Source organism: Streptomyces atriruber (genome assembly GCF_001418325.1).
In the GTDB taxonomy this organism is placed as follows: Bacteria; Actinomycetota; Actinomycetes; order Streptomycetales; family Streptomycetaceae; genus Streptomyces; species Streptomyces atriruber.
The window spans coordinates 12,750-38,809 of the sequence record NZ_LIPN01000299.1 but is presented as its reverse complement, the minus strand read 5'-3'; the positions used below and the strand labels follow the sequence as shown (position 1 = coordinate 38,809).

Annotated in this window: 20 protein-coding genes; 10 read left to right on the top strand and 10 right to left on the bottom strand. The window is 71.1% G+C overall.

Translation table 11 applies throughout. From position 1 onward, the window contains the following. The first annotated feature begins 322 nt into the window (after positions 1-322). Both AOK03_RS28090 and ptsP read left to right on the top strand, forming a co-directional pair. Positions 323-772, top strand: a complete 450-nt coding sequence (locus tag AOK03_RS28090; RefSeq protein WP_055568150.1) for a PTS sugar transporter subunit IIA — start codon at positions 323-325, stop codon at positions 770-772. Positions 773-849: 77 nt separating this feature from the next. Further along, positions 850-2,520: a phosphoenolpyruvate--protein phosphotransferase gene (gene ptsP, locus AOK03_RS28085; RefSeq protein ID WP_055568149.1), complete on the top strand. Its 1,671-nt coding sequence runs from the start codon at positions 850-852 to the stop codon at positions 2,518-2,520. 57 nt (positions 2,521-2,577) lie between these two features. On the opposite strand, the gene AOK03_RS28080 is transcribed toward ptsP, so the two are convergent. Next, positions 2,578-3,471: a hypothetical protein gene (locus AOK03_RS28080; RefSeq protein ID WP_055568148.1), complete on the bottom strand. Its 894-nt coding sequence runs from the start codon at positions 3,469-3,471 to the stop codon at positions 2,578-2,580. An 88-nt stretch (positions 3,472-3,559) separates the two neighbouring features. Further along, positions 3,560-5,545 carry an acetoacetate--CoA ligase gene (locus tag AOK03_RS28075; RefSeq protein ID WP_055568147.1) on the bottom strand — a complete coding sequence of 662 codons (1,986 nt, stop codon included), beginning with the start codon at positions 5,543-5,545 and terminating at the stop codon, positions 3,560-3,562. Between the two features lie 215 nt (positions 5,546-5,760). Here AOK03_RS28075 and AOK03_RS28070 point away from each other — a divergent pair, with 215 nt between their 5' ends. Then, on the top strand, positions 5,761-8,124 hold the full coding sequence (locus AOK03_RS28070; RefSeq protein ID WP_055568154.1) for a glycoside hydrolase family 31 protein: 2,364 nt from the start codon (positions 5,761-5,763) through the stop codon (positions 8,122-8,124). Between the two features lie 3 nt (positions 8,125-8,127). On the opposite strand, the gene AOK03_RS28065 is transcribed toward AOK03_RS28070, so the two are convergent. Continuing rightward, positions 8,128-8,658, bottom strand: a complete 531-nt coding sequence (locus tag AOK03_RS28065; RefSeq protein ID WP_055568146.1) for an NUDIX domain-containing protein — start codon at positions 8,656-8,658, stop codon at positions 8,128-8,130. A 72-nt stretch (positions 8,659-8,730) separates the two neighbouring features. On the opposite strand from AOK03_RS28065, the gene AOK03_RS28060 reads away from it, so the two are divergent. The 5 genes from AOK03_RS28060 to glpK all read left to right on the top strand — a co-directional run bounded on the left by AOK03_RS28060 (position 8,731) and on the right by glpK (position 14,145). Continuing rightward, positions 8,731-9,537: a M15 family metallopeptidase gene (locus tag AOK03_RS28060; protein WP_055568145.1), complete on the top strand. Its 807-nt coding sequence runs from the start codon at positions 8,731-8,733 to the stop codon at positions 9,535-9,537. A gap of 268 nt (positions 9,538-9,805) precedes the next feature. Further along, entirely contained in the window at positions 9,806-10,231 is a 426-nt protein-coding gene (locus AOK03_RS28055; protein ID WP_055568144.1) for a Zn-ribbon domain-containing OB-fold protein, read from the top strand. After that, complete coding sequence (locus AOK03_RS28050; protein ID WP_055568153.1) at positions 10,228-11,418, top strand: lipid-transfer protein; 1,191 nt, start codon at positions 10,228-10,230, stop codon at positions 11,416-11,418. Before AOK03_RS28055 ends, AOK03_RS28050 begins: the two co-directional genes overlap by 4 nt. A gap of 428 nt (positions 11,419-11,846) precedes the next feature. Then, positions 11,847-12,602 carry an MIP/aquaporin family protein gene (locus AOK03_RS28045; protein WP_055568143.1) on the top strand — a complete coding sequence of 252 codons (756 nt, stop codon included), beginning with the start codon at positions 11,847-11,849 and terminating at the stop codon, positions 12,600-12,602. 22 nt (positions 12,603-12,624) lie between these two features. After that, positions 12,625-14,145: a glycerol kinase GlpK gene (glpK, locus tag AOK03_RS28040; RefSeq protein ID WP_055568142.1), complete on the top strand. Its 1,521-nt coding sequence runs from the start codon at positions 12,625-12,627 to the stop codon at positions 14,143-14,145. A gap of 71 nt (positions 14,146-14,216) precedes the next feature. Here glpK and AOK03_RS28035 read toward each other — a convergent pair whose 3' ends face one another. Genes AOK03_RS28035 through AOK03_RS28015 form a run of 5 tightly spaced genes read right to left on the bottom strand, consistent with a single transcriptional unit; the run spans position 14,217 to position 22,330 of the window. Further along, entirely contained in the window at positions 14,217-14,822 is a 606-nt protein-coding gene (locus tag AOK03_RS28035; RefSeq protein WP_055568141.1) for a GTP-binding protein, read from the bottom strand. After that, on the bottom strand, positions 14,803-18,471 hold the full coding sequence (locus tag AOK03_RS28030; protein ID WP_055568140.1) for a hydantoinase B/oxoprolinase family protein: 3,669 nt from the start codon (positions 18,469-18,471) through the stop codon (positions 14,803-14,805). Before AOK03_RS28030 ends, AOK03_RS28035 begins: the two co-directional genes overlap by 20 nt. Positions 18,472-18,496: 25 nt before the next feature. Beyond that, positions 18,497-18,949, bottom strand: coding sequence for a DUF742 domain-containing protein (locus tag AOK03_RS28025; RefSeq protein WP_079075002.1), 453 nt, complete (start codon positions 18,947-18,949; stop codon positions 18,497-18,499). A gap of 10 nt (positions 18,950-18,959) precedes the next feature. Next, positions 18,960-19,400 (bottom strand): roadblock/LC7 domain-containing protein, encoded by a 441-nt coding sequence (locus AOK03_RS28020; RefSeq protein WP_055568138.1) that lies wholly within the window; start codon positions 19,398-19,400, stop codon positions 18,960-18,962. Beyond that, complete coding sequence (locus AOK03_RS28015) at positions 19,397-22,330, bottom strand: sensor histidine kinase (RefSeq protein WP_055568137.1); 2,934 nt, start codon at positions 22,328-22,330, stop codon at positions 19,397-19,399. Before AOK03_RS28015 ends, AOK03_RS28020 begins: the two co-directional genes overlap by 4 nt. Positions 22,331-22,766: 436 nt before the next feature. Here AOK03_RS28015 and AOK03_RS28010 point away from each other — a divergent pair, with 436 nt between their 5' ends. Then, a complete protein-coding gene (locus AOK03_RS28010) occupies positions 22,767-23,333 on the top strand; it encodes a hypothetical protein (protein ID WP_055568152.1) in 567 nt (188 codons plus the stop codon). A gap of 55 nt (positions 23,334-23,388) precedes the next feature. Here the strand turns inward: AOK03_RS28010 and AOK03_RS28005 are convergent, their stop codons facing one another. Together AOK03_RS28005 and AOK03_RS28000 are read right to left on the bottom strand one after the other, a co-directional pair. Next, a complete protein-coding gene (locus AOK03_RS28005) occupies positions 23,389-24,621 on the bottom strand; it encodes an NAD(P)/FAD-dependent oxidoreductase (protein ID WP_055568136.1) in 1,233 nt (410 codons plus the stop codon). Then, on the bottom strand, positions 24,618-24,998 hold the full coding sequence (locus tag AOK03_RS28000) for a bifunctional 3-phenylpropionate/cinnamic acid dioxygenase ferredoxin subunit (RefSeq protein WP_055568135.1): 381 nt from the start codon (positions 24,996-24,998) through the stop codon (positions 24,618-24,620). Before AOK03_RS28000 ends, AOK03_RS28005 begins: the two co-directional genes overlap by 4 nt. Before the next feature lie 190 nt (positions 24,999-25,188). Between AOK03_RS28000 and AOK03_RS27995 the strand changes: the two genes are divergently transcribed. Then, positions 25,189-26,019 carry an IclR family transcriptional regulator gene (locus AOK03_RS27995; RefSeq protein ID WP_244177783.1) on the top strand — a complete coding sequence of 277 codons (831 nt, stop codon included), beginning with the start codon at positions 25,189-25,191 and terminating at the stop codon, positions 26,017-26,019. The last annotated feature ends 41 nt before the right edge of the window (positions 26,020-26,060 follow it).

Below are 26,060 nucleotides of genomic sequence, written 5' to 3'. Positions count from 1 at the left end.
CGGTTCCGACTTTATCAGGTCTCATTCGACTCTCTGACCACGGTCACCGCGGACATGCGGAACCGGACCCAGGGATAGGATCTGACTAGAAGGATGCTGCCAGAACCGGACGCTTGACTGCGTCCCACGGCCCCAGGCAGGAGTACGACTGTACATCGGGCTCCGGGCGGGCGCAAATCGTTTGTGCACTGCCTCTACGTCCGCCAACCGGGACCACTCATGCGGAACCGGGACTTCTTATGACTTACCCTTCTGAACAGTGCGTCGTCCAGGACAGGTAGTGACGGCGGCTATGAATCTCCACCCCCCTGGGAGGCTTGCCATGACCAGTGTTTCGTCCCCGCTTGCAGGACGTGCCATTGGGCTCTCTGCTGTACCGGATCCCGTGTTCTCAGGCGCCATGGTGGGGCCCGGCACGGCCATTGATCCCGCGCGCGAGCCCTCTGAGGCCGTCTCTCCCGTGGACGGCATCGTCGTCTCCCTCCACCCGCACGCCTTCGTGGTGGTCGACGACCAGGGTCACGGCGTGCTGACGCACCTCGGCATCGACACCGTCCAGCTCAACGGCGAGGGCTTCGAGCTCCTCGTCAACAAGGGTGACACCGTGCAGCGCGGCCAGGCCGTGGTGCGCTGGGACCCGTCGGCCGTCGAGGCCGCCGGCAAGTCGCCGGTGTGCCCGATCGTCGCGCTCGAAGCCACCGCCGAGTCCCTCGCCGACCTCGTCGAGGACGGCGAAGTGAAGGCCGGCGACGCGCTCTTCAGCTGGAAGTGACGTCATCGCCGTCACCGACGGCACGCAGGACAACCACCGCGGCGGCTGGGCCCGTCGCACAACCGGAGACGGGTGAAATGGAGACAACGCTGCGAGGCGTCGGTGTCAGCCACGGAGTGGCGGTCGGCGAGGTTCGGCACATGGGTACGGCGGTTCTCGAGCCGCCGGCGAAGCAGATTCCCGCGGAGGAGGCCGAGCGCGAACAGGGGCGCGCCCGCCAGGCCGTGGAAGCTGTGGCGGCCGACCTGAATGCGCGCGGCAATCTGGCCGGTGGCGAGGCCCAGGCGGTGCTCGAGGCGCAGGCCATGATCGCTCAGGATCCGGAGCTCATGTCCGATGTCGACCGGCGCATCACCGTCGGCAGCACGGCCGAGCGCGCTGTCTACGACGCGTTCTCCCACTACCGCGAACTGCTCGCCGGTGCCGGTGAGTACATGGCCGGTCGGGTGGCGGACCTCGATGACGTGCGGAACCGCATCGTCGCGCGCCTGCTGGGCGTGCCGATGCCGGGTGTCCCGGACAGCGACCAGCCCTACATCCTGATCGCGCGTGACCTCGCGCCTGCGGACACCGCGCTGCTCGACCCGGCTCTGGTGCTCGGCTTCGTCACCGAGGAGGGCGGGCCCACGAGTCACAGCGCGATTCTGGCGCGTGCGCTCGGTGTGCCGGCCGTCGTCGCGCTGCCGGGCGCCGGTGAGCTCGCCGAGGGCACGGTCGTCGCCGTGGACGGCAGCACCGGTGAGATCTTCGTGGACCCTAGCGCGGAGAAGCGGGCTCAGCTCGAGGCTGCCGCTGCCGAGCGCAAGGCCGCGCTGGCCGCGTCGACCGGTCCGGGTGCGACGTCCGACGGGCACAAGGTGCCGCTGCTCGCCAACGTCGGCGGTCCCGCCGACGTGCCGGCGGCCGTCGAGGCGGGCGCCGAGGGTGTCGGCCTGTTCCGCACCGAGTTCCTGTTCCTGGACGACAGCAGCAAGGCGCCGTCCGAGGAGAAGCAGGTCGAGGCGTACCGCAAGGTGCTCGAGGCGTTCCCCGAGGGCCGAGTCGTCGTGCGAGTGCTGGACGCCGGTGCCGACAAGCCGCTGGACTTCCTGACGCCGGCCGATGAGCCGAACCCGGCGCTCGGTGTGCGCGGTCTGCGGTCGCTGCTCGACCACCCCGAGGTGCTGCGGACGCAGCTGACCGCGCTGGCCAAGGCCGCCGAGGGTCTGCCCGTCTACCTTGAGGTCATGGCGCCGATGGTGGCGGACCGTACCGACGCCAAGGCGTTCGCGGACGCGTGCCGTGAGGCAGGGCTGCAGGCGAAGTTCGGTGCGATGGTCGAGATTCCCTCGGCCGCGCTGCGGGCGCGCTCGATCCTCCAGGAGGTCGAGTTCCTTTCGCTGGGCACCAATGACCTCGCGCAGTACGCCTTCGCCGCCGACCGGCAGGTGGGTGCCGTGTCGCGGCTGCAGGACCCGTGGCAGCCCGCGCTGCTCGACCTGGTCGCGCTGTCCGCCGAGGCGGCGAGCGCCGAGGGCAAGAGCTGTGGCGTGTGTGGCGAGGCGGCTTCCGACCCGCTGCTCGCGTGTGTGCTGACCGGTCTGGGTGTCACCTCTCTGTCGATGGGTGCGGCGTCCATTCCTTACGTGCGCGCGACGCTCGGCAAGTACACGCTGGCCCAGTGCGAGCGTGCCGCGTCGGCGGCGCGTGCCGCGGACAGCGCGGAAGAGGCTCGCAAGGCCGCGCAGGCGGTGCTGTCGGGCGAGTAGCCGACGAGATTGTTTCCGAGGGCCGCCTCACCGTTCGGTGGGGCGGCCCTCGTGTGTTCAGTGCGTGTGTCCCCCTTCGGGATCGTCGGCTTCGAGGCGGGGTGCTGCGCAGTAGTCGACGCCGGATTCGGGGGCGACGAGCTCGCCGGAGATGGCGTCGGTGCAGTAGGCGTCGAAGACCTCGGCCGCGGTGAGGGGCTGGAGTCGGCCGCCGTTCATGCGCCAGCCGTGGACACGGTCGCGGGTGCCGTCGCCGCTGGAGCGCAGCACCATGCCGGCCGCGCGGTGGGTGGCGATGCCGACCGCGAGGACCGTGGCGAATTCCAGGGCTTCGGTGTCGTCGAGCAGGGTGCGGCCCTCGGCGTCCACCTCGACGTGGAGTGCGGCGAGGAGCGTTTCGGGGTCGGAGGGGACGCTGCAGACCAGGTGGCGGGTGCCCGGTCGGGTGGTGTCGACGGCCTGGGTGATGAGTGCGGAGGCTCGGGCGAAGGCGGCTCGGCCGATGTCCTCGCCGCACGTTGCGCAGGTTCCTGCGCGGGCGAGCACGACTGTCGCGTACTCCCAGGTGGCCCGGCGGACCGCCTCGTCGACCAGGTCGGGGACGAGCTCGGCCAGGGGCTGGCCCTCGTACGGAACGGTGGGGCCGCCCGATGCCAGTGCGGCGGTGAAGCGGGTGCGGCTGTCCGAGGTGTCCGGGTTCAGTCCGGTCTCCGCGCAGTACTCCTGGAACTCCTCGGGGTCGAAGAGGGCGACGGTGGTGTGCCGTCCCTGGGAGGCGAGGGTTCTGAGGAGGCCTTCGACCTGCTTGAGGTAGGTCTCGTGGTCGTCGAAGGTGAAGGTGCGGTAGCGGCGCATGGCCGCGAAGTCCTCCTCGTCGGCCAGCAGGCCGATGGTTCCGGCGACTTCGCGGCGCAGTGCGCGTCGCATCGTGTCGTTTCGGGTGTGCGCCATGATTCCCCCTGCACTCGGTCGATCAATGCTCACTCACAGTAACGAGAGCCACTGACAACGACCGCTGAGCTGGGGGAAGACGAGATCGTCAGGAGCGCTGGCGGGCCAGGTCCGCGTAGAAGTCGAGGAGTTCGAGGCGGTCGACGGAGCCCGGATTGACCGCCTTGTCCAGAGGTGTGCCCTGGAGGAGGCGCTTGACCGGGACCTCGATGCGCTTGCCGGTCAGAGTGTGCGGGATGCCGGGGACCTCGATGACCTCGTCGGGGACGTGGCGCGGGGAGAGCTGCTCACGGATCGTCACTTTGATCCGGTCGCGGAGGGCGTTGTCGAGGGCGGCGCCCTCGACGAGGTGGACGAAGAGCGGCATCCAGTAGCCGCCGTCGGGCTGCTCGACTCCGATGACGAGGGACTCGCGGATCTCCGGGAGTCGTTCGACGGCTTCGTAGATGTCGGCCGATCCCATGCGGACGCCCTGGCGGTTGAGCGTGGAATCGGAGCGGCCGTGGATGACCACCGAGCCTCGTGAGGTGAGGGTGATCCAGTCGCCGTGCCGCCAGACGCCGGGATAGGTGTCGAAGTAGCTGTCGTGGTAGCGGGTGCCGTCCGGGTCGTTCCAGAAGTGGATGGGCATGGACGGCATGGGGTTGGTGACGACCAGTTCGCCGACCTCGTCGGTCAGCGGCTTGCCGTGGGGGTCCCAGGACTGCAGGTCCGTGCCCAGGCAGGGGGCCTGGAGCTCGCCGATGTGCACGGGGAGGGTCGGGACCGCTCCGGCGAAGCAGGAGCAGACGTCCGTGCCGCCGCTGACCGAGGCCGTCCACAGGCCGCCGGGGGTGTCGGCGAACTCGTCGTGCAGCCAGCGGAAGCCGTCCGGAGGCAGGGGGGAGCCGGTCGTGGCGACGCAGGTGACGCGGGAGAGGTCGAAGTCACGGGCGGGGTGGACGTCCGCCTTGCGGCAGGCCATGACGTACGCGGCCGAGGTGCCGAAGAGGGTGGCTCCGGTGCGTTCGGCGATGCGCCACTGGGCTGCGGTGTCTGGGTGGCCGGGGCTGCCGTCGTACAGGACGATCGTGGTGCCCGTCAGGAGGCCGGAGACGAGGAAGTTCCACATCATCCAGCCGGTCGAGGTGTACCAGAAGAAGCGGTCGTCGGGGCCGAGGTCGCAGTGCAGGCCGAGCTGCTTGAGGTGTTCGACGAGGATGCCGCCCTGGGACTGGACGATCGCCTTGGGCAGGCCGGTGGTGCCGGAGGAGTAGAGCACCCACAGGGGGTGGTCGAACGGCACGGCCTCGAAGGTGGGGGCGGTGTCCCCCGAGGTGAGCGCCGACCATTCCAGGGCGCCTTCGGGGGCTTCGGTGCCGAGGAGCGGGATGTGGACGACCGCGCGGAGGCTGGGCAGTTCGGCGCGGAGCTCGGCGACGGTGTCGCGGCGGTCGTGCTCCTTGCCTCCGTAGCGGTAGCCGTCGACGGTGAACAGGACGACCGGTTCGACCTGCTGGAAGCGGTCGAGGACGCTGCGGGCTCCGAAGTCGGGGGCGCAGGAGGTCCAGACGGCGCCGACGGCGGCGGTGGCCAGGAGGGCGACGACGGCCTGCGGGATGTTCGGCAGGTAGCCGCTGACACGGTCTCCTGGGCGTACGCCGAGGGTGCGCAGTTCCGCCGTCAGACAGCCGACCTGGCTGCGCAGCTCGGCCCAGGTGACGGGCTGCGGCTCGTGGCTCTCGTCGACGTACAGGAGGGCCGGAGTGTTCGCGCGCGTGGGGTCGTCCGCGGCGCGCAGGGCGTGCTCGGCGTAGTTGAGGGTCGCTCCGGGGAACCACTCGGCACCGGGCATGGCACGGTCGCCCAGTACACGCGCGTATGGGGAGGTGAAGCGGACGTCGAACCAGTCGGTGACGGCCTTCCAGAACGTCTCCAGCTCGGTCACCGACCAGCGGTGCAGCGCTTCGTAGCCACCGTCGGCCGGGGCTCCGTAGTGCTCGGCGGCCCAGGCCTGGAACCGTGTGACCTGCGCTTCGGCGATCCTTTCCGGGCTTGGCTGCCAGAGCGGCGCAGGGTTCGCTGAGGACGTCATGGGGCGGCTCCCGGACTGTACGCGTCGTATGCGTGTGGAGTGCGCACGTGCTGGGTGTGCGCGTGAACACGGCTGCAAGGGACGATGCCACGTGATCGACTTCCGCACCAGGGTGTGCCTCACACAGTCGGCCCCGCCGTTATGTGCCGTCGCCCCAGGTGAACGGCCAATGAACGGGGCACACATACGGCCTCTTCGGTGGCAGGGTGAGCAGCATGAACGGTCGTGACCTGGTGCGTTCGGTGAAGGCGGTCGGCATGGTCGGCACGGCGCAGGGGTTGCGCACGGTGCGCTCCTCGTGGCGCCGGTGGCGGGCGGACGCGGCGGCGCTCGAACCTCCGGGAGCGGAGCGTGCCCGGGTGCCCGGCGCCGTGACGGCGATGGAGCCGGAACCGGGGGGCGGTGTGGTGCGGTTCGCCCGTGCCGAGCTGCGGGTGCGGGTGACCGCGGGCGGTGCGGTGTTCCTGGGGTGGGACGGGGCGGCGCCCGAGCCGTCGTACGCGTTGGCGTGCCGCAGCCCCGAACCGGATCCCCGGGCCGTCCTCGAGCCCGACACGGAGGGCGGCTGGCGGGTCGTCTCGGAGCGGGTGACGGTCGTCGTCTCGCGGTACGGCGCGGTGGAGCTGCGCACGCCCGGCGGTGTGACGCTGCGGCGGGATCTGCCGCCACGCTGGTGGGAGCGGTCCGACGGGGGCGCGGCCCGCTGGGTGCAGCGGTCGGAGGTGCCGGCGGACGCGCGGTTCTTCGGTCTCGGCGGCCGGTCCTCGGGGCCTCGGCTGCGGAACGGGACGTACCGGCTGTGGAACACGGATCCGGGCGGCTCCTTCGGGCCGGGCGACGACCCGCTGTACATCACCATGCCGGTGCAGATGGTGGTGGCCGACGCCGCCACGCATCTGGTCTTCCACGACAACACCTGGGAGGGCGCGGTCTCGGTCCACGAGGGTGTGGAGGGCGCCGGGTCCGGGCACGACCGGGTCGGTTCGTGCGAGGTGCGGATGAGTGGCGGTCCGCTGCGCTACTGGGCGATGGTCGGCACTCCCGCGCGCGTGTTGCACAGCTGGGCGTCGCTCACCGGTCCGCCGGCGCTGCCGCCCTCGTGGGCGCTCGGGCACCATCACGCGCGGTGGGGCTTCGGCAGTGAGCAGGAGGTGCGGCGGATCGTCGCGGGCTATCAGGAGCGCGGGCTGCCGTTGGACGCGGTTCATCTGGACATCGACCACTACGAAGCGCATCAGGTGTTCACCGTCGACCGGGATCGGTTCCCCAAGCTGCCGCAGTTCGCGGACGAGTTGCGCAAGGGCGGGATCCGGCTCGTCTCGATCGTCGACCCGGCGGTGAAGTCCGAGCGAGGGGTCGAGGTGTACGACAGCGGCGTGGCGGCGGATGCCTTCGTGCGGGATGCCACGGGGCGGCTGGTGCGTGGTGTCGTGTGGCCCGGAGAGGCGGTGTTCCCCGATTTCACCGACCCGCGCGCGCGGGAGTGGTGGGCCACGCTCTACAAGGAGCGTGTCGACCAGGGGTTCTCGGGTTTCTGGCACGACATGAACGAGCCGGTGTCGTTCGCCGCGTTCGGTGAGGCGACGCTGCCGCGGTCGGCACGGCACTCCCTGGAAGGGCGTGGTGGCGACCACAGGGAGGCCCACAACGTCTACGGCCTGGCGATGGCTCATGCGGGGTACGGGGCGCTGAGTGAACTGCAGCCCGAGGAGCGGCCCTTCTTGTTCTCCCGTTCGGGGTGGGCGGGAATGCAGCGCTACGGAGGGACGTGGTCCGGGGATGTGTCCACGGGGTGGCCCGGGTTGCGCGCGTCGCTGTCGTTGGTGCTGGGGCTCGGGTTGTGCGGGGTGCCGTACTCGGGTCCCGATGTGGGCGGGTTCGACGGCAGTCCGTCGCCGGAGCTGTATCTGCGGTGGTTCCAACTGGGTGCGTATCTGCCGTTGTTCCGCACGCATGCGGCGATCGGGGCGGGTCGGCGTGAGCCGTGGGAGTTCGGCGACGAGGTGCTGGGGCACGCGCGCGAGGTGCTCGTGGAGCGCAGGCGGCTGATGCCGTACTTCGTGACGCTCGCCCATCTCGCGCGGCGTACGGGCGCTCCCTATGTGCGGCCCTTGTGGTGGGGGAATCCTGAGGACAGGGCGTTGCGGGACTGTGAGGACGCGTTCCTGCTCGGCGACTCGTTGTTGGTGGCGCCGGTGCTGGAGAGCGGTGCGGTGCGGCGGGCGGTGCGGTTGCCTCCGGGGCGCTGGTACGACACGGCGACCGGCAGGGCTTATGAGGGGCCCGGGAAGGTGCTGGTGGACGCTCCGTTGTCGCGCATTCCGGTATTCGCGCGCGGAGGCACGGTGTTGCCCGTGTGCGGGTGCGACGGAGGCCTGGAGCTGGAGGTGTGGGCGCCCGCCGAGGGGCGTTCGGGTGGTGGCCTCGTGGTGGCCGACGCGGGTGACGGGTGGGCTGAGGCGGAGCTCGAACGGTTCACGACGCGGTGGAGCGAAGGGCGAGTGGTCGTCGAGCGGGAGGGGGGCGAGGACGGGCCCGCACCGGGGCGTCCGGTGCGGGTACGGGGTCTGGACGGGTGAGGGTCAGTAGCGGCCCTCGAACCAGGCGTGTGCCGCCAGCGTGTGCAGCGGGAAGGCGAGCTCGTCGGGGCGGCGCAGCAGGTTCCAGCCCTCGGTCTCGTCCGTCGGCGCGGACTGCGGCAGGTCCGTGACGGGTCGCTCGGGAAGGAGGCCGAAGAGCAGGAGGTGCCCGTCGGCCGCGCTCATGGCGTCGACCAGGCGGACGTCCCGGCTCTCGGCTCCGATGCCGGTCTCTTCCTTCAGCTCGCGCACGACCGCGTCGCGCCAGTCCTCCCGGTCGTCGATGAACCCGCCGGGCAGCGCGATGCCTCCCCGCGCGGGAGCGATGGTGCGGGTCACGACGACCAGGCCGGTGCCCTGGGTGTCGTAGACCGGCTGGAGGGCGATCGCCACGGGCAGCGGATTGCGGTAGGCCACCGCGCCGCAGTGGGCGCAGGTGCGGGGCCAGCCCGTGGGCCGGTCCTCGTAGGACGTTCCACAGCTCGAACAGTGGGAGCCCGGAACGGAGTTGGTGGAGTGTGGGGATGCGGACACGCCGCGGACTGTATCCGATCCCTGTCGCGCCGGTCTTTCGCGGGTGGTGGTGGTCCTGATAGACGCTGGGGCATGACAGGACTTGTCCCCGCCCTGCGGAATCTCGCCGTCTGTGCCGCCGCCCTGCTTTCCGTGGCCGCCGCCCCCTCCCCCGCGCACGCACGGGCCGAACCGAAGGCTCCGGAGGAGTTCGTCGCGCTGCGCGACGTCGACCCGACGATCATTCAGGAGATGCGCTACTTCACGCCGCACAACTTCGTGGGCGAGCCCGTCGACGGGTACAAGAAGCCGCTGTGCATCCTCACGGAGCCCGCGGCGAAGGCCCTGCACAAGGCGCAGCGCAAGCTGTTGCGCAAGGGCTACTCCCTGAAGGTGTACGACTGCTACCGGCCGCAGCGGGCCGTCGACCACTTCGTGCACTGGGCCGAGGATCTCGCCGACGAGCGCATGAAGGCGGAGTTCTATCCCCTTGTAGACAAGTCGCGGCTGTTCGAGGACGGTTACATCGCGGAGAAGTCCGGGCACAGCCGGGGCTCCACCGTGGATCTGACGGCGGTGCGGCTGCCGGCCCTGCCGACCCGGCCGTACGTCCCCGGGGAGCCGCTCACGCCGTGCTTCGGGCCGCGGGACGAGCGCTTCCCCGACAACTCCGTGGACATGGGGACGGGCTTCGACTGCTTCGACACGCTGTCGCACACGGACGATCCCCGGATCGGGGGGAAGCAGCGCGCCAACCGCGACCTTCTGCGCGACGCGCTCGGCAAGGAGGGCTTCGTCAACCTCCCCGAAGAGTGGTGGCACTACACGTACAAGCCCGAGTCGTTCCCCGACACCTACTTCGACTTCCCCGTCTCCCGGAGGTCGCTGCAGGGGAAGTGAGGGCGGGACGGCACCGGAGGTGCCGTAGGAGCCGTAGGAGCCGTCCGGGACCACCCCCGTCGGCCCCGGACGCCCCCTACCGATACTCGGACGCACATCGAGGCCATCCGGTTCACCGTGTCCCCCGGGATTTCACCCCTCCGACGGAAGTCGGCCACCCCTTGGCGGAATCCGGCACCCCATGACGAAAGGCGGTTGCCCGTGGCACACTTCTGACGTTCCGTCAGATCCAGCGCCTGGAGGAGCCTTGTCGCGTAAGCGCACACCCGTGGTGGCCAACTGGTTCGCCGGGGAGGATGACGACTTCCGCCTTCTGGGCACGCGCTGCTCGGCGTGCGCCTCCGTCTTCTTCCCCCGCGAGGACGGGTTCTGCCGCAATCCCGGCTGTGCGGGCGGGGAGCTGGCCGAGGTGCCGTTGTCGCGGCGCGGACGCGTCTGGTCGTACACCGACGGCCGCTATCGGCCACCGGCTCCCTACGTCTCCGACCCGGAACTTCCCTGGGAGCCCTACACGTTGATCGCTGTGGAGCTGGAGGCGGAGCGGATGGTGGTGCTCGGGCAGTCGGTTCCCGGGGTCTCCGTGGCCGATCTGGAGGTCGGCATGGAGGTGGAGGTCGTCCCCGGCGTGCTGAACGAGGACAGCGGGACGACATGGACGACATGGCACTGGCGGCCGGTGGGGGTGGGCGCATGAGCGGCGAGGTGGCGGTGCTCGGCGCTGGCATGCACCCCTGGGGCAAGTGGGGGCGCGGATTCGTCGAATACGGGGTGGCGGCGGCGCGCGCGGCGCTCGCGGACGCCGGGGTCGAGTGGCGGGACGTGCGCTCCATCGTCGGCGCGGACACGGTGCGCGGCGGCTATCCGGGGTACGTGGCGGGGGCGACGTTCGCCAAGGCGCTCGGCTGGCAGGGCGCGCGCGTGGCGAGCGTGTACGCGGCCTGCGCGTCCGGCGCCCAGGCGATCAACACGGCGCGTACGCAGATCCTCGCGGGCATGGCCGACGTCGTCCTGGTGGTCGGTGCCGACGCGGCCCCCAAAGGCTTCTTCCGGCCGGCGGGCGGGGACCGGCCCGGCGACCCCGACTGGCTGCGGTTCCGCGTCCTCGGCGCGACCAACCCCGCCTACTTCGGCCTGTACGCCCGCCGACGCATGGCCGTGCACGGCGACACCCTCGACGACTTCGCCCAGGTCAAGGTGAAGAACGCCGCGGCGGGCGCGCTCAACGCCAACGCGCGCTACCGCAAGGCCGTCACCGCCGAGGAGGTCGCCGCGTCCGCCGTGGTGGCCGATCCACTGCGGCTGCTCGACATCTGTGCCACCTCGGACGGGGCCGCGGCCCTGGTGCTGTCCAGCATGGAGTTCGCCCGTCGCCACGGAGCGGCGGACCCGGTGCGCATCCGCGCGGTGTCCACGGTCACCCCGACGTATCCCACCACGGTGCTCGACCTGCCGGACGTCGCCACGGACTCGGCAGCGGGCGTGGACCCCGCCGACGGGACGTTCCGCGCGTCCATCGCGCGCGCGGCGTACGAAGAAGCGGGCATAGGCCCCGAGGACATATCGCTGGCCGAGGTCTACGACCTGTCGACCGCCCTGGAACTGCAGTGGTACGAGGACCTGGGCCTGTGCGGCGAGGGCGAGGGCGCCAAGTTGCTGCGCGACGGGGCGACGGCGCCGGGCGGACGCGTGCCGGTGAACACCAGTGGGGGCCTCGCTTCCTTCGGGGAGGCCGTGCCTGCTCAGGCCATCGCCCAAGTCTGCGAGGTGACGTGGCAGTTGAGAGGGACGGCAGGGGTGCGTCAGGTCGATGGGGCGCGCGTGGGTGTCACCGCGAACCAGGGTCTGTTCGGCCACGGCTCCTCGGTCGTCGCGGTGCGCTGAGCCTCTCGGCGGGGGCCGTGGGCGCTCGGCACGCCGTCGCGCGGTCCACGGCCGCGGGCGGGGCCCCAGGGCTCGCCACAGGCACTGTGGAGGAAGCCCACACGCCGGTTAACCGTTGCCGTCCGCGACCTTGACGCTCCATCACCATCGGTGAACACTTCCGGGTGTCAGTCGGCGTCGCCGCACCTCGGCTCCCCGCGCCCAGAGCGTCTGCGCGCGCGAAGAGTCGGCACAAAGGGCCTGTTCAACGGGGCATCCCCCATCGGCGATTCGGCTGTGACGGCACGCTCGCCATGGGCGCCGGGAGAGGATCGGGAGACCTCTGCCTCCGGCTGCGTCAGCCGGGCGTATCCAGGCGGTAGTCGTGGGAACGCACCCTGCACGGAGGACCGGGGCGCACCGCCCCGGGCGAGGTCCTAGGAGCCGCCATGTACGCGAACGGGGACATCTTCGTCGGTGAGGTCATCGGCACCGCGATCCTGATTCTTCTCGGCGCCGGTGTGTGCGCCGCCGTCACACTCAGCCATTCGAAGGCGAAGGCCTCCGGATGGGTCGTCATCGCCTTCGGGTGGGGCTTCGGCGTGCTCGCCGGCGCGTACACCGCGGGCCCGCTCTCCGGTGGCCACCTCAACCCGGCCGTCACGCTCGGCATCGCGATCGACACCGGGAAGTGGGACAAGGTCTGGATCTACGTACTCGGGCAGATGGTCGGCGCGATGCTGGGCGCCGTCCTCGCCTACCTCGTGTACCTGGCGCAGTTCAACGCCAACGTCACGCGGGGCGCGAAGGGCGACTCGGAGGGCGTGCACGTGCCGACGCCGACACTCGGCATCTTCTCCACCATTCCGGAGATCCGGAACCCGGTCGCCAACATCATCACCGAGGTCATCGCGACCGTCGCCCTGGTGCTGCCCATCCTGGCCTTCGGGCTCACCAAGGGGCTCGGCGAATCCGGCACGCAGACGCTGATCGTGGCCTTCCTGGTCGTCGGTATCGGCCTCTCCCTCGGTGGCCCCACGGGCTACGCCATCAACCCTGCGCGCGACCTCGGTCCGCGCATCGTGCACACGTTCCTGCCGATCCCCAACAAGGGCACGTCCGACTGGAGCTACGCCTGGGTTCCGGTGGCCGGACCGCTGATCGGCGGAGCTCTCGCGGGCGTCATCTACAACGCAGCCTTCTGAGTCTTCTCATCAAGGGGTAGCCATGCCGGACAGCTCCGAGAAATTCGTCGCCGCCATCGACCAGGGCACCACGTCGAGCCGCTGCATCATCTTCAACCAGGACGGCGCGATCGTCGCCGTGGACCAGCGCGAGCACCGCCAGATCTTCCCCAAGCCCGGCTGGGTGGAGCACGACGCCACCGAGATCTGGTCCAAAGTGCAGGCAGTGGTCGCGGGGGCGATCGCCAAGGCCGGGCTCCGCGCCGACCAGCTGAGCGCTCTGGGCATCACCAACCAGCGGGAGACCACGGTCCTGTGGGACCGCGCCACCGGCAAACCCGTGCACAACGCGATCGTCTGGCAGGACACCCGCACCTCGGCGCTCTGCAACGAACTGGGCGGCACGGACGGCCAGGACCGCTTCCGCGAGCAGACGGGGCTGCCCCTGGCGAGCTACTTCTCCGGGCCCAAGGCCGCCTGGCTGCTCGACAACGTGCCGGGGCTCAGGGCCCGCGCCGAGCGCGGCGACATAGCCTTCGGCACCATCGACTCCTGGCTGATCTGGAACCTCACGGGCGGCACCGACGGCGGCAAGCACGTCACCGACGTCACCAACGCGGGCCGCACCATGCTGATGAACCTGGAGACGCTCCAGTGGGACCGGTCGATCCTGTCGGCGATGAACGTCCCCGAAGCGGTCCTCCCGGAGATCAGGTCGTCGGCCGAGGTCTACGGCACGGCCGTGGGCCAGCTCTCCGGAGTGCCCGTCGCCTCCGCCCTCGGCGACCAGCAGGCGGCCGTTTTCGGGCAGGCCTGCTACGACACGGGGACGGCCAAGAACACCTACGGCACGGGCAGCTTCCTGCTGCTCAACACCGGCAACCGGCCCGTCCCCTCCAAGAGCGGACTGCTCACGACGATGGGCTACAAGATCGGCTCCGAGGCGCCGGTCTACTGCCTGGAGGGGTCCATCGCGATCACCGGCGCCCTGGTGCAGTGGTTCCGGGACCAGCTCGGCATCATCCGCAATGCGGATGAGATCGAGGCGCTCGCGGCGAGCGTGGACGACAACGGCGGGGCGTACATCGTGCCGGCGTTCTCCGGCCTCTACGCGCCCTACTGGCGTTCCGACGCGCGCGGTGTCATCACCGGGCTCACCCGGTACGTCACCAAGGCGCATCTCGCGCGGGCCGTCCTGGAGGCGACGAGCTGGCAGACACGCGAGGTCGTGGACGCGATGTACCAGGACTCCGGAGTGCGGATCACCACCCTCAAGGTGGACGGCGGCATGACCAAGAACAACCTCCTGATGCAGCATCAGGCGGATGTCCTGGGTGTGCCGGTGATCCGTCCGAAGGTCTCCGAGACCACGTGTCTGGGAGCGGCGTACGCGGCCGGTCTCGCGACCGGTGTGTGGAACGACCTCGACGAGCTGAAGGCGCACTGGCAGCAGGACGTCGAGTGGAGCCCGCGCATGGACGCCGACTCGCGGGACCGCGAGTTCCACAACTGGCACAAGGCTGTGGAGCGGAGCTTCGGCTGGCTGGAGGAGGACGAGGGCTGAGCCGAGCGGGACTGCGGTCCGTACCCCAGTCGGCGGGGGTACGTGCCGCGGCTGTGGCCGCGGGGCCCGTGCTACGTAGTGGCGGGTTCCCGTGCCGCCGCGGCTGTCGCCATCGCGTGCTCGACGACGTCGATGAGGACGTCCTTGACCGTCTCGCGGTCACGCGCGTCGCACATCACGACGGGCACGTCGTCATCGAGGTCGAGGGCCTGGCGCACGACGTCGGCGGGGTAACGGGAGGCTCCGTCGAAGCAGTTGACGCCGACGACGAAGGGTATGGAGCGCCGTTCGAAGTAGTCCACGGCGGCGAAGCAGTCCTCCAGGCGCCGGGTGTCGGCGAGGACGACGGCGCCCAGCGCCCCGGTCGCCAGCTCGTCCCAGAGGAACCAGAAGCGGTCCTGTCCCGGCGTTCCGAAGAGGTACAGGACCAGGTCCTCGCGGAGCGTGATGCGGCCGAAGTCCATGGCCACCGTGGTGGTGTGCTTGCCCGCGACGCCGCTGGTGTCGTCGACGGGCCGGCCGGCTTCGCTGAGGGTCTCCTCGGTGCGCAGCGGTTTGATCTCGCTGACCGCGCCGACCAGGGTCGTCTTGCCGACGCCGAAGCCGCCCGCCACGAGGATCTTCAGCGTGACCGGCTCGACGGGGGCCTTGCCGCGCTCAGTACGCTTGAAGATCATCGCTCACTTCTCCTGGATCAGTGGTGTCGCGCGGGGCCGGTCCGTATCCGCCGCCGCCGGGGGTTTCGATCACGAGTACGTCGCCGGGGGCCAGGTCGGCCGAGTCGCTGCCGCCGAGCTCCACGACGGAGCCGTCCGCGCGTTCCACGCGGTTGGCGCCTAGTGCGCCGGGGGCGCCGCCCGCCATGCCGTACGGCGCGACCCTACGGTGCTGCGACAGGGTGGAGACGGTCATCGGCTCGCGGAACCGGATGCGGCGCACGGCGCCGTCCCCGCCCCGCCACCTCCCGGCCCCGCCACTGCCCTTGCGCACGGCGAACTCTTCCAGGAGGACGGGCAGCCGCCACTCCAGGACTTCGGGGTCGGTGAGCCGCGAGTTGGTCATGTGGGTCTGTACGACGGGTGCCCCGTCGAAGCCGTCACCCGCTCCGGATCCCGAGGCCACCGTCTCGTAGTACTGGTGGTGGTCGTTCCCGAACGTCACGTTGTTCATCGTGCCCGAGCCCTCCGCCTGCACGCCGAGGGCGGCGTAGAGCGCGCCCGTGATGGCCTGTGAGGTCTCCACGTTCCCCGCGACGACGGCCGCGGGCGGCTCGGGGGCGAGCAGCGAGCCCGGGGGCACGATGATGCGCAGGGGGCGGAGGCAGCCGTCGTTGAGCGGGATGTCGTCGGCGACGAGGGTGCGGAAGACGTACAGGACGGCGGCGTTGACCACCGCGAAGGGCGCGTTGAAGTTGGTGGCGAGCTGTCGTGACGTACCGGTGAAGTCGATGGTGGCCGAGCGTTCCGCGCGGTCCACGGTGACGCGGACGTGGATCGTGGCGCCCGAGTCGGTTCGATAAGCGAACTCGCCCTCTTCCAGGACGTCGATCACGCGGCGTACGGCGTCTTCCGCGTTGTCCTGGACGTGCTGCATGTACGCCTGGACCACGTCGAGGCCGAAGTCGTCGATCATGCGGGTGACTTCGTCGACACCCTTCTGGTTGGCGGCGATCTGGGCGCGCAGGTCGGCGAGGTTGGTGTCCGGGTTGCGCGAGGGGTACGGGGCGTCGGTGAGCAGGCTCCGGGTCTCGGCCTCGCGGAAACGGCCCTCTTCTACAAGAAGCCAGTTGTCGAAGAGGATGCCCTCCTCGTCGATGGTGCGGCTGCCGGCCGGCATCGATCCGGGGGCGATGCCGCCGATCTCCGCGTGGTGGCCGCGCGAGGCAACGTAGAAGAGGATCCGCTCCTCCGAAGTGCCGTGCTCCCCCGGCCTGTCGAAGACCGGCGTGATGACGGTGACGTCGGGGAGGTGCGTGCCGCCGTGGTACGGGTCGTTGACGGCGTAGGTGTCCCCGGGGCGCATGCCGCTGCCCCGGCGTTCGATGACCTCCTTGACGCTCGTGCCCATCGAGCCCAGGTGCACGGGAATGTGCGGGGCGTTGGCGACGAGGTTGCCGTCGGGGTCGAAGAGCGCACAGGAGAAGTCGAGCCGCTCCTTGATGTTCACCGACTGGGACGTGGACTCCAGGCGGGCGCCCATCTGTTCGGCGATCGACATGAAGAGGTTGTTGAAGACTTCCAGGAGGACGGGATCGGCCGCGGTGCCCGCGGTGGAACTCTCCGGTGCCTGGACGCGTTCCATGACCAGGTGACCCGCCGCCGTCGTCGAAGCCTGCCAGCCGTCGTCCACGACCGTCGTGGCCCCGGCCTCGGTGATGATCGCCGGTCCGGTGACGGTTCTGCCGGGCGGCAGTTCGTCGCGGCGGTGCAGGAGGACGTCGCGTCGGCTGCCACCGGAGTGCAGGCGGACCTGCTGCGGGGTGCCCGGCTCCACCGCGCCCGCCTGCACCGAGAGGTCGGGCGGTTCGGTGACTCCGGTGGCCTCCACGGAGAGGGCCTCCACGACGACGGGCCGGTCCAGGGTGAAGGAGTACGTGGCACGGTGCCGGTCCTCGAAGTCCCCGGTCATGGTGTCGGGGTCCGTGAGCTCCACGGTCAGGGCGGTGTCCGTGCCGTCGTAGCGGAGCTGGGCGCGGCGCGTGACGCGGATGCGGTCGGCCGGCACGTCCTCGGCGAGGAGTTCGTCGCGGGCCGCGCTCTCCAGGTCGTCGGCGGTCTTCAGGACGTGCGGCATCGAGGACGCCGACAGGGGCGTCTCCACGGACTGCTCGCGCATCGCCGTGGTGTCGGCGAGTCCGATGCCCAGCGCGGAGAGCACCCCGGCCATCGGCGGTACGAGGACGGTGCGGATGCCCAGCGAGTCGGCGACCATGCAGGCGTGCTGGCCGCCCGCCCCGCCGAACGTGGTCAGGGCGTACCGCGTGACGTCGTGGCCCTTCTGGACCGAGATGCGCTTGACGGCGCCCGCGATGTTGGCGACCGCGATCCGCAGATAGCCCTCCGCCACCTGCTCGGGCGTCCGCTCGTCGCCCGTCGCCGCCCGGATCTCCTCGGCCAGGGCCGCGAAGCGGTCGCGGACGAGGTCGCCGTCCAGGGGCTGGTCCCCCTGCGGGCCGAACACCGCGGGGAAGTGGTCGGGCTGGATGCGGCCGAGGGCGATGTTGGCGTCGGTGACGGTGAGCGGCCCGCCGCCACGGTAGCTCGCGGGGCCGGGGTCGGCGCCCGCCGAGTCGGGGCCCACGCGGTAGCGGCTGCCGTCGAAGTGGAGCACGGAGCCGCCGCCCGCGGCGACCGTGTGGATGTCGAGCATGGGGGCGCGCAGGCGGACGCCCGCGATCTGGGTGGTGAAGACCCGCTCGTACTCGCCCGCGTAGTGCGACACGTCGGTGGAGGTGCCGCCCATGTCGAAGCCGATGACGCGGTCGAATCCGGCGAGGCCCGACATGCGGGCCATGCCCACGATGCCGCCCGCGGGCCCGGAGAGGATCGCGTCCTTGCCGCGGAACGTGCCCGCCTCCGTGAGCCCGCCGTTGGACTGCATGAACATCAGTCGTACGCCCTGGAGTTCGTCGGCGACGTGCTGCACGTAGCGCCGCAGGACCGGTGACAGATACGCGTCGACGACCGCGGTGTCGCCGCGCGGGACGAGCTTCATGAGGGGGCTGACCTCGCTGGAGAGCGAGACCTGCGGGAAGCCGGTGCGCGCGGCGAGGTCGCCGATGGCCTGCTCGTGTGCGGGGTACAGGTGGCTGTGCATGCAGACCACCGCGACGGAGCGGATCCCGTCGTCGTGGGCCTGCCGCAGCTGCCCCTCCAGGCGGTCCAGGTCGGGTGCGCGCAGCACCTCACCGTCGGCGGCGACGCGCTCGTCGACCTCGATGACGCGGTCGTGGAGGAGCTCGGGCAGGACGATCTCGCGGGCGAAGATGTGCGGGCGGTTCTGGTAGGCGATGCGCAGGGCGTCGCGGAAGCCGCGGGTGATGACCAGGGCGGTGGGTTCGCCCTTGCGTTCCAGGAGGGCGTTGGTGGCGACGGTGGTGCCCATGCGGACGGCTTCGACCTGCGCGGCGGGGGTGCCGTGCGCTGTCGCCGCCCCGTCCGCCGCCGCCCCGTCCAGCAGTTCACGGATCCCCGCGACGGCAGCGTCCCGATAGCGCGCGGGGTTGTCCGAGAGGAGCTTGTGCGTGCGGAGACTGCCGTCCGGGTGCCTCGCGACGATGTCGGTGAAGGTACCGCCCCTGTCGACCCAGAACTGCCAGCCAGTCACGTTCTCACTCCCGCTTCCGCGCTGTTCAGAGCGCCCGGAGGCCGCTGATCACGTCGCGCAGAATACTCTCGTCCGGCAGCTCGGCGGGGGGCACGGGGCGGGTCACGTGCACCAGTTCGCCGTCGACGAGATCCCCTATGAGAACGCGCACCACGCCGATCGGCAGGTCGAGCTCGGCCGCCAGCTCGGCGACCGACTGGGGCGTGTCACGGCACAGCTCGACTATGTCCACGTGCTCCGGAGACAGCGTCTGGTCGGCCTCCGGGATGCCGATGGCGTGGGTCTCGGTGACGACGACCGCGATCAGGTCGAGCCGGTGCTGCCCGTTGCTCGTCGTGCGGCCGCGCGTCATGGCGTACGGACGCACGACCGGGCCTGCGTCGTCGTCGAACCAGCGGGGCGTCTCCTGCGCCCCCGGTAACTTCCGCGTCGTCGTTGCTCTCTGCGTTCTCTGCGTCCCTCGGCCGTTGTCGCTCATGACCTTCCCACTACCCCCCGGCGGGCAGATCCGTGCGCGGTGCCGACCCCAGATGCACACCCACGCGCTTGACCAGCAGCGTCATCTCGTACGCCACCAGCCCTACGTCGGAGTCCGCGTCCGCGAGGACGGCCAGACAGCTGCCGTCGCCCGCGGCCGTGACGAAGAGGAAGGCGTCGTCGAGCTCGACCACGGTCTGGCGGACCCGGCCCGCCTCGAAGTGCCGGCCGACTCCCTTGGCGAGGCTGTGGAAGCCGGAGGCGACAGCGGCGAGGTGCTCGCTGTCCTCCCTGGTCAGATTCTTCGACACACCGGTCGGCAGGCCGTCTCCGGAGAGCACCAGTGCCTTGCGGATGCTGGCGACGCGCTGCACCAGGTCGTCGAGGAGCCAGTTCAGCTCCCCCCGTCCCCCGGTCGTGGTGGTGCGTGCGTCGGCATTCGGTGCGGTCATCGACCGTCCCCCTCGGATGTCGTTCCTGGTGCTGTGCCGTTCGTGGCGTCGTCGCCCGCGGCGTTTTCGTCGCGGCCGCGCTGCCAGCCCCGCTGGAGCGATGCCATGCGGCTGCGTACCTCTTCGGCGTCGCGCTCCTCCGGCCGGGTCTCGGCGCGCGGGGAGCTGCGGTCGGGTCCGTCCTTCAACTGCGGGGCCAGGTTGGCCTGCCGGACGCGGCGGGGCAGCCCGCCCGCGGTGGTCGTGGTGGACCGGTCCCGGAGGGCGCGGTCCTCGGTGGTGCGGTCCTGCGGGGTGCTGCGGCGGCCGCGACGCGGGAGGTCGGACGGCGCGTCGTCGACGGCCGTGACGTCGTGGTGCGGCGGCGACAGGTCGGGCCAGGAGGGCTGCTGCTGCGGGCGCTGCGGGGTCGGGAACTCGTCCTCGGCCGCCGGGGCCAACGGCCTGCTCTCCGAAGGGCCGTCGTCCTGGAACCGGTTGTCCTCCTGGAAGCGGCTGTCCTGGGATCCGCCTGCGGGGAAGCGGCTGTCCTGCGACCTGTCGTCGGGGAAGCGGCTGTCCTGGGGCCTGGCGTGGGTCACCGGGCGGCCGTTGGAGCGGACCAGTTTCGGGGTCCTGCGGCGCGGCAGCGGAACGGGGCCCTGGGAATGGGCGTCCTCGGCGAGGTCGTCGACGCCTGCGGTGGGCACGGTGCCCCGGCGGGTCGGCTCCGCGCGGCCCGCCTCGCGGTCGTCCCTGGCCTGCTGATGCTGTTCTCCGGGCGTGCCTGCCACCCGGCGGCGGGGCCGGAAGATGCCGCCGCGCTCGCTGTCCTCGTCGTCCAGGGCACCGGGGAAGCCGTCGAGGTCCGCCATGCCGACGGGCGCCTCCAGCTCCACGGGGCCGTCGAGGACGGAGGCGGGCAGGCCCGGCAGCTGCACGGGAACCTGGGCGAGGGCCGCGGCCCGGTCGGCGCCCTGGTCGCCGGTCGCCACGGCCTCCTTGGTCCGCGCCCGGTCGATCCGGAAGCCGGTGCCGTCGGTGTCGGGCACGTCGTCGGTGAGCAGGGACTCGGGGATGAAGACGACGGCGGTCGTGCCGCCGTACGGCGAGGGCTGCAGCGAGACGCGGACGCGCTGGCGCTGGGCGAGGCGGCTGACCACGAACAGGCCGAGCCGGTCGGTGTCGGACAGTTCGAACTCGGGGGTCTCCGCGAGGCGCAGATTGGCGTCCAGGAGGGCGTCGGGGGTCATGCCGAGGCCCCGGTCGTGGATCTCCAGGGTGAAGCCGTTGGCGACGTGCTCCCCGAGGACCTGCACGGCGGTGTGCGGAGGCGAGAACACCGTGGCGTTCTCCAGGAGCTCCGCCATGAGGTGCGTGAGGTCGGCGACCGCGGGCCCGGTGACCGCGATGCGGGGCAGGCGGCGCACCTCGATGCGTTCGTAGTCCTCGACCTCGGCGACGGCCGCGCGGACGACGTCCATGAGCTGGACGGGCTTGCGCCACTGCCGCGACGGGGCGGCGCCGGAGAGGATCACGAGGCCCTCGGCGTGCCGCCGCATGCGGGTGGTCAGGTGGTCGAGGCGGAACAGGTCGGCGAGCTCGTCGGTGTCCTCGGTCCTGCGCTCCATGGTGTCCAGGAGCGTGAGCTGCTTGTGCAGCAGCACCTGGCTGCGGCGGGCGAGGTTGACGAAGACCTCGGAGACGCCGTGCCGCAGGTCGGCCTGTTTGACGGTGGCCTCGACGGCGGCGCGCTGCAGGGTGTTGAGGGCCTGGCCGACCTGCCCGATCTCGTCCTTGCCGTACGTCAGCCGGGGCGCCTCGGTCTCCACGTCGACCTGTTCGCCCGCCGCCAGGCGGCGCAGCACGCCGGGCAGCCGGACACCGGACGCCTCGTGGGCGTCCAGTCGCAGGCGGCGCAGGTCCCTGATGAGGCTGCGGCCGATGCGCACGGACATGAAGAGCGAGACCAGGAGTGCGAGCAGGCCGAGCACACCGGCCGCGATGACGCGGACGATCACGCCGACGGCCGCGGGCTCGACGCGGTCCTGGAAGCGGTCGGTCGCCTCGATGTTGCTCTCGGAGAGCTGCTTGAGTACGCGGCCCGCCGCCTCGTCCCAGCGGGCGGAGGTGACCGCGTGCGGGGTGCCTCCCCCGGACTCGATGATGGCCTGCTCGGCCTTGCGCAGCTGGGTGGTCTCGGTGCCGTTCCAGTAGCGCTCGTAACGGGCGCGGTCGTCCTCGGGAAGCTGCGCGAAGTTCACTTCGAAGAGGAGCCCGCGCTGGGCCCGGAGCTCGGTGGCCTGCCGGATCTCGGCCTTGGTGATCCGTCCCGCGACGAGCGCCGAGCCGATCAACGCGTCCTCGCGGGAGAGCAGTTCACGCGCGCGGGTGGCGCCGACGAGCGCACGGCCCTGCATGTCGTACTTCATGTCGTCGAGGCCCGAGAAGCCGTTGAGCGTGCTCAGCAGGTCGAAGTAGGGGTCGATCAGCTTGGTGTACATCTTCAGGGCGCCGGCCCTGGTGATCGTGCCCTCTTCGACGCTGCGGCGCAGCGGCTCGATGCTGTCGAAGGCTTCGACGAGCTCGCCCAGCCGCTTGCGCGAATCCACGCCGAGGCCGTCCCGGACGTCCGGGTCCTGGGCGTTGGTCCGGATCTTGTCGATCATCCCGTCGGTCGCGGTGCGGCTGCGGCGCAGCGCGCCCGTGGCGTCCGAGGCCCGGGGGTCGGCGAGATAGACGAGGGTCTGGCGGCGCTCCTGCTGGATGACGCGCGCCGTGTCCTCGACCGGATAGGCGAGCTTGTCGACCACGTTGACCGAGTCGATGAGGCTCAGGGCCTGACGGCCCGTCACCACAGTGGCAAAGGCCCAGATCGCCGTAAGGGAGAGCAGCGGCACGAGCAGCAGCGCCACGATCTTCCGGCGGATGGACTTCCCGCGAAAGCGCATGGCCTCCCCCAGATCGGCCCCCTGAGGCCGTTGCACGGGCCAGGGGCACACATGTGCGTCAACAAACGGCGCGAGCCTACTACTGACTCACGGGCAACTCGAAGGCGCATGCGAACGCTTTTCAGCCGTGACGTGAAAGGGACATCCCTAGTTGTCCCTCCATTACGGGAGATTGCGTCCCAGCATGCGGCACGTGCCGCTGTGGATCATCCGCCTTTGTGCGCACGCCAGTTGGCCGGAATTCTTCGCTCGACGGAAGCGGAACGGGAATCTTTCGGATCTCTCGTTCGTCTTTGAGGAAGAGAGCCGAGACAGAGAGCCGCGTCACGGGGCAGGCGACATGAAGCGCGGCAAAACGGGCAGCCACTCGGGAGCCGGTCCAGATCCGGAGCGTGATCCGTGAACGGCCGCGAGCAGCGGGGGGAGTGACGAGATGATGGGCACGGCAGAGCGCCGCAGGGAGTCGGGAAGCGGCGCGGTGGGCGAGGACGCGGCGGCGCGGGAGACCGCTCCGCAAGGGGCTGCCGCACAGCGGCCTGCTGCACGGAGGCCTGCCCCTCAGGGGCGCGTATCCGTGGAGCGCGAGAGCGTGGAGCACGAAATGGCTGAGCAACGACCGCCGTTGTGGGTCGAGGAGCCCGCCCGCAGAAGGCGGCTGCCCGATCCGGTCCGCACGGCGGCGGTGCGGGCCGTGATCATAGTGGCGATCACGCTGGTGCAGGCCATGGTGGCCTTCCTGTCCGCCCTCGCCGGTTCGTGGCTCTCCTTCCCCATGGTGCTCAGCAGCGTGGCCAGCACGGTCGTGGCCACGTGGGGCGTGCTCGACGTGTGGGTGACCCGCCAGGTGTGGAACCAGCGGTACGGAGTGGTGTCGATGCCGAGCAGCACGGCACGGCGACTGCGGCGCGAGCGGCGCCGGGCCCGCCGTCAGGCGCGGGCCGCGGCGCGCGGCAAGGACCGCATACAAGGGCGCAGCGGGCCGGGGCGGTTGTCGCACCCCTGAGCGGCGCCGAAAGGACGCGGCGGACGCACACCTGGGCGACGGCGCCCCTGCGGCCTCAGACCCCGGCGAGCTCCGCCGCCCGGTCGGCCGCCAGCCCCCTACGCAGCTTCATGAAGGGGCGGGCACGGTCGACGGCGAGGACCGCCGTGGTCCGTCCCGCACGCTCGTAGACGGCGAGGAATCCCGCTCCGCGCCCGCCTCCCTCCGGGCCGCCCAGACCGTCCGGGCCGCCCAGGCCTTCCGGTGAGCCCTCGACGATGCGCACGGTGTCGCCGTCGCCCCGCCGTCCGGCGAACTGGATGCGGGAGCCGTACTGATCCGACCAGAAGTAGGGCAGCGGACGCACGGTCTCGATCGTGTGGCCTGCGAGCAAGTTCCGTACGGCTGTACGTGGTTGCTCCGTGGCACTCATCCAGTGCTCGGCACGGACCCCGCCCGCTCTGGCGACATCGCCCACCGCGACGACCTGGGGCAGCGCGGTGACACAGCCGTCGTCGCACAGGACGCCGTCGTCCACGGCGAGCGGGGAACCCGCGAGCCAGCCCGTGTGGGGAGTCGCCCCGATCCCGACGACGACCACGTCGGCGGGCAGCAGCCGCCCGTCGGACAGTTCGACGGCGGTGACGGAGCCGCGGGCCCGAGCGGTCGGCGTGCCCCGGAGCCCGGCCACGCCCGCCCCTGTCAGCAGCCTGGCCCCGCCGCGCGCGTGCAGCCGTGCGCACACCGATGCCATCTCGGGCCCGAGCGGGCCCACGAGCGGCAGCTGCGCCGCCTCGACGACGGTGACGTCATGGCCGAGCGCCACGCACGAGGAGGCGGTCTCGGCGCCGATGAAACCGCCGCCGATCACCACGACGCGGCGGGGACCACGTGCCAGCTCCGCCCGCAGTCCACGGGCGTCGTCCAGGGTGCGCAGCGTATGGACGCCGGTGAGCAGGGGCCCGGGGAACCGTCGGGCCGACGCCCCGGTGGCGATGACGACGCCGTCGCCCGACACGGTGCGGCCGTCGTCGAGGACGACCGTGCGACCGCGCGCGTCCAGGGACCTGACGCGCGTGCCGAGCATCCAGTCGGCGGCGAGTTCCGCCGTCTCCTCCTCATCGGTGAGGAGGAGTTGCCCCTCGTCCGCGGTGCCGTCGAGGAAGCCCTTGGACAAGGGCGGCCGGTCGTAGGGCCTGTGCGGTTCGGCGCCGATGACGACCAGGCGGCCGTCGAACCCCTGGGCGCGCAGTTCCCTGGCCGCGTACAGACCGGCGAGCGAGGCGCCCACCACGATGACGGTCCTCATGCGGCGGATCCCTTCTCGGTGACGCCCGCGTGCGCGGCACCCGCGCCCACGGCACTTGCGCCCACCGCTCCCTCGTCGGCGGCGACGAGGACATGGATGACACCGTCCTCGACGTACACCTGGTGGGTGCGCACGGGGCGGCGGGCGGGCAGGCACGTGGGACTGCCGGTGCGAAGATCGAATGACGCGGCGTGCAGCGGGCATTCGACCAGACAGCCCTCCAGCCACCCCTCCGACAGGGAGGCGTCCTGGTGGCTGCACGTGTCGTCGATGGCGTAGAACTCGCCGTCGGCGTTGAACACCGCGACGGGCGGTGTGGTGTCGAGGCGGACGGATTCGCCCGCGGGGAGGTCTTCAAGGCGGCATACGGGGATCATGGGCCCCCCTCTTGGAGTCATTCGGCCCGGTCCTGGGCCCTTGGTGGACCAAGACCCTTCGGTAACATGATGTTTCGCATGGCGCACGAGGGAGCGCTATGCGCAACAGAATCCGGGTGGGGCGCCCATCGCGTCAAGGGCTTCCCGAAGACGCGGCTTCAACGAGCCGCCAGGTGGTGAGAGTTCAGATATGACGGGCGACCGGAAACAGGCTGATCAGGACAGGGCGTCCAGCGCCGAACCGCGGGAGAGGCCGTCGAAGGGGGCGGCCGGATCCGTCCAGTCCGTGGACCGTGCGGTGAGCGTGCTGGAGATCCTCGCGCGGCACGGCGAGGCCGGGGTCACCGAGATCGCCGATGAGCTGGGCGTCCACAAGTCGACGGCCTTCCGGCTGCTCGGCGTGCTGGAGAACCGGGGCCTGGTCGGCCAGGCGAAGGACCGCGGGAAGTACTTCCTGGGCGCGGGCGTACTCCGCCTCGCGGGGGCGGCGGCAGTGCGCATGGACATCTCGCAGGAGGGCGGCCCCGTCTGCCGCGAGCTCGCGGACGAGCTGGGCGAGACGGTCAACATAGCGGTCCTGGACGACGACGCCGCGGTCAACATCATGCAGGCCCGCGGCCCTGCCTCGGTGACGGCGCAGAACTGGCTGGGCCGGCGCACCCCGCTGCACGCCACGTCCAGCGGAAAGGTGCTCCTCGCCCATCTGCCGACGACCCTGCGCGAGGGCCTGATGGCCCGCACCCTGCCGCGCCTGACCGAGCACACGGTGACCGGCACGGTGGCGCTGCGCGGGGAGCTGGAGGCCGTGGTGGAGAAGGGGTTCGCCGTGGCCGTCGAGGAGTTGGAGGTGGGCCTCGCCGCCGTCGCCGCGCCGGTGCGCGCGCACGACGGCAAGGTGATCGGCGCCCTCAGCGCCTCCGGCCCCGTCTACCGGCTGACCGACGACCGCCTCACCGAGCTCGCCAAGCGGACCGTCGCCGCCGCGGTCGAGCTCTCCCGGCGGATGGGATACGGCTTCTGATTCCTTCGCCGCGCTACGGGTGCTGAATTTTCCGTGCCCGG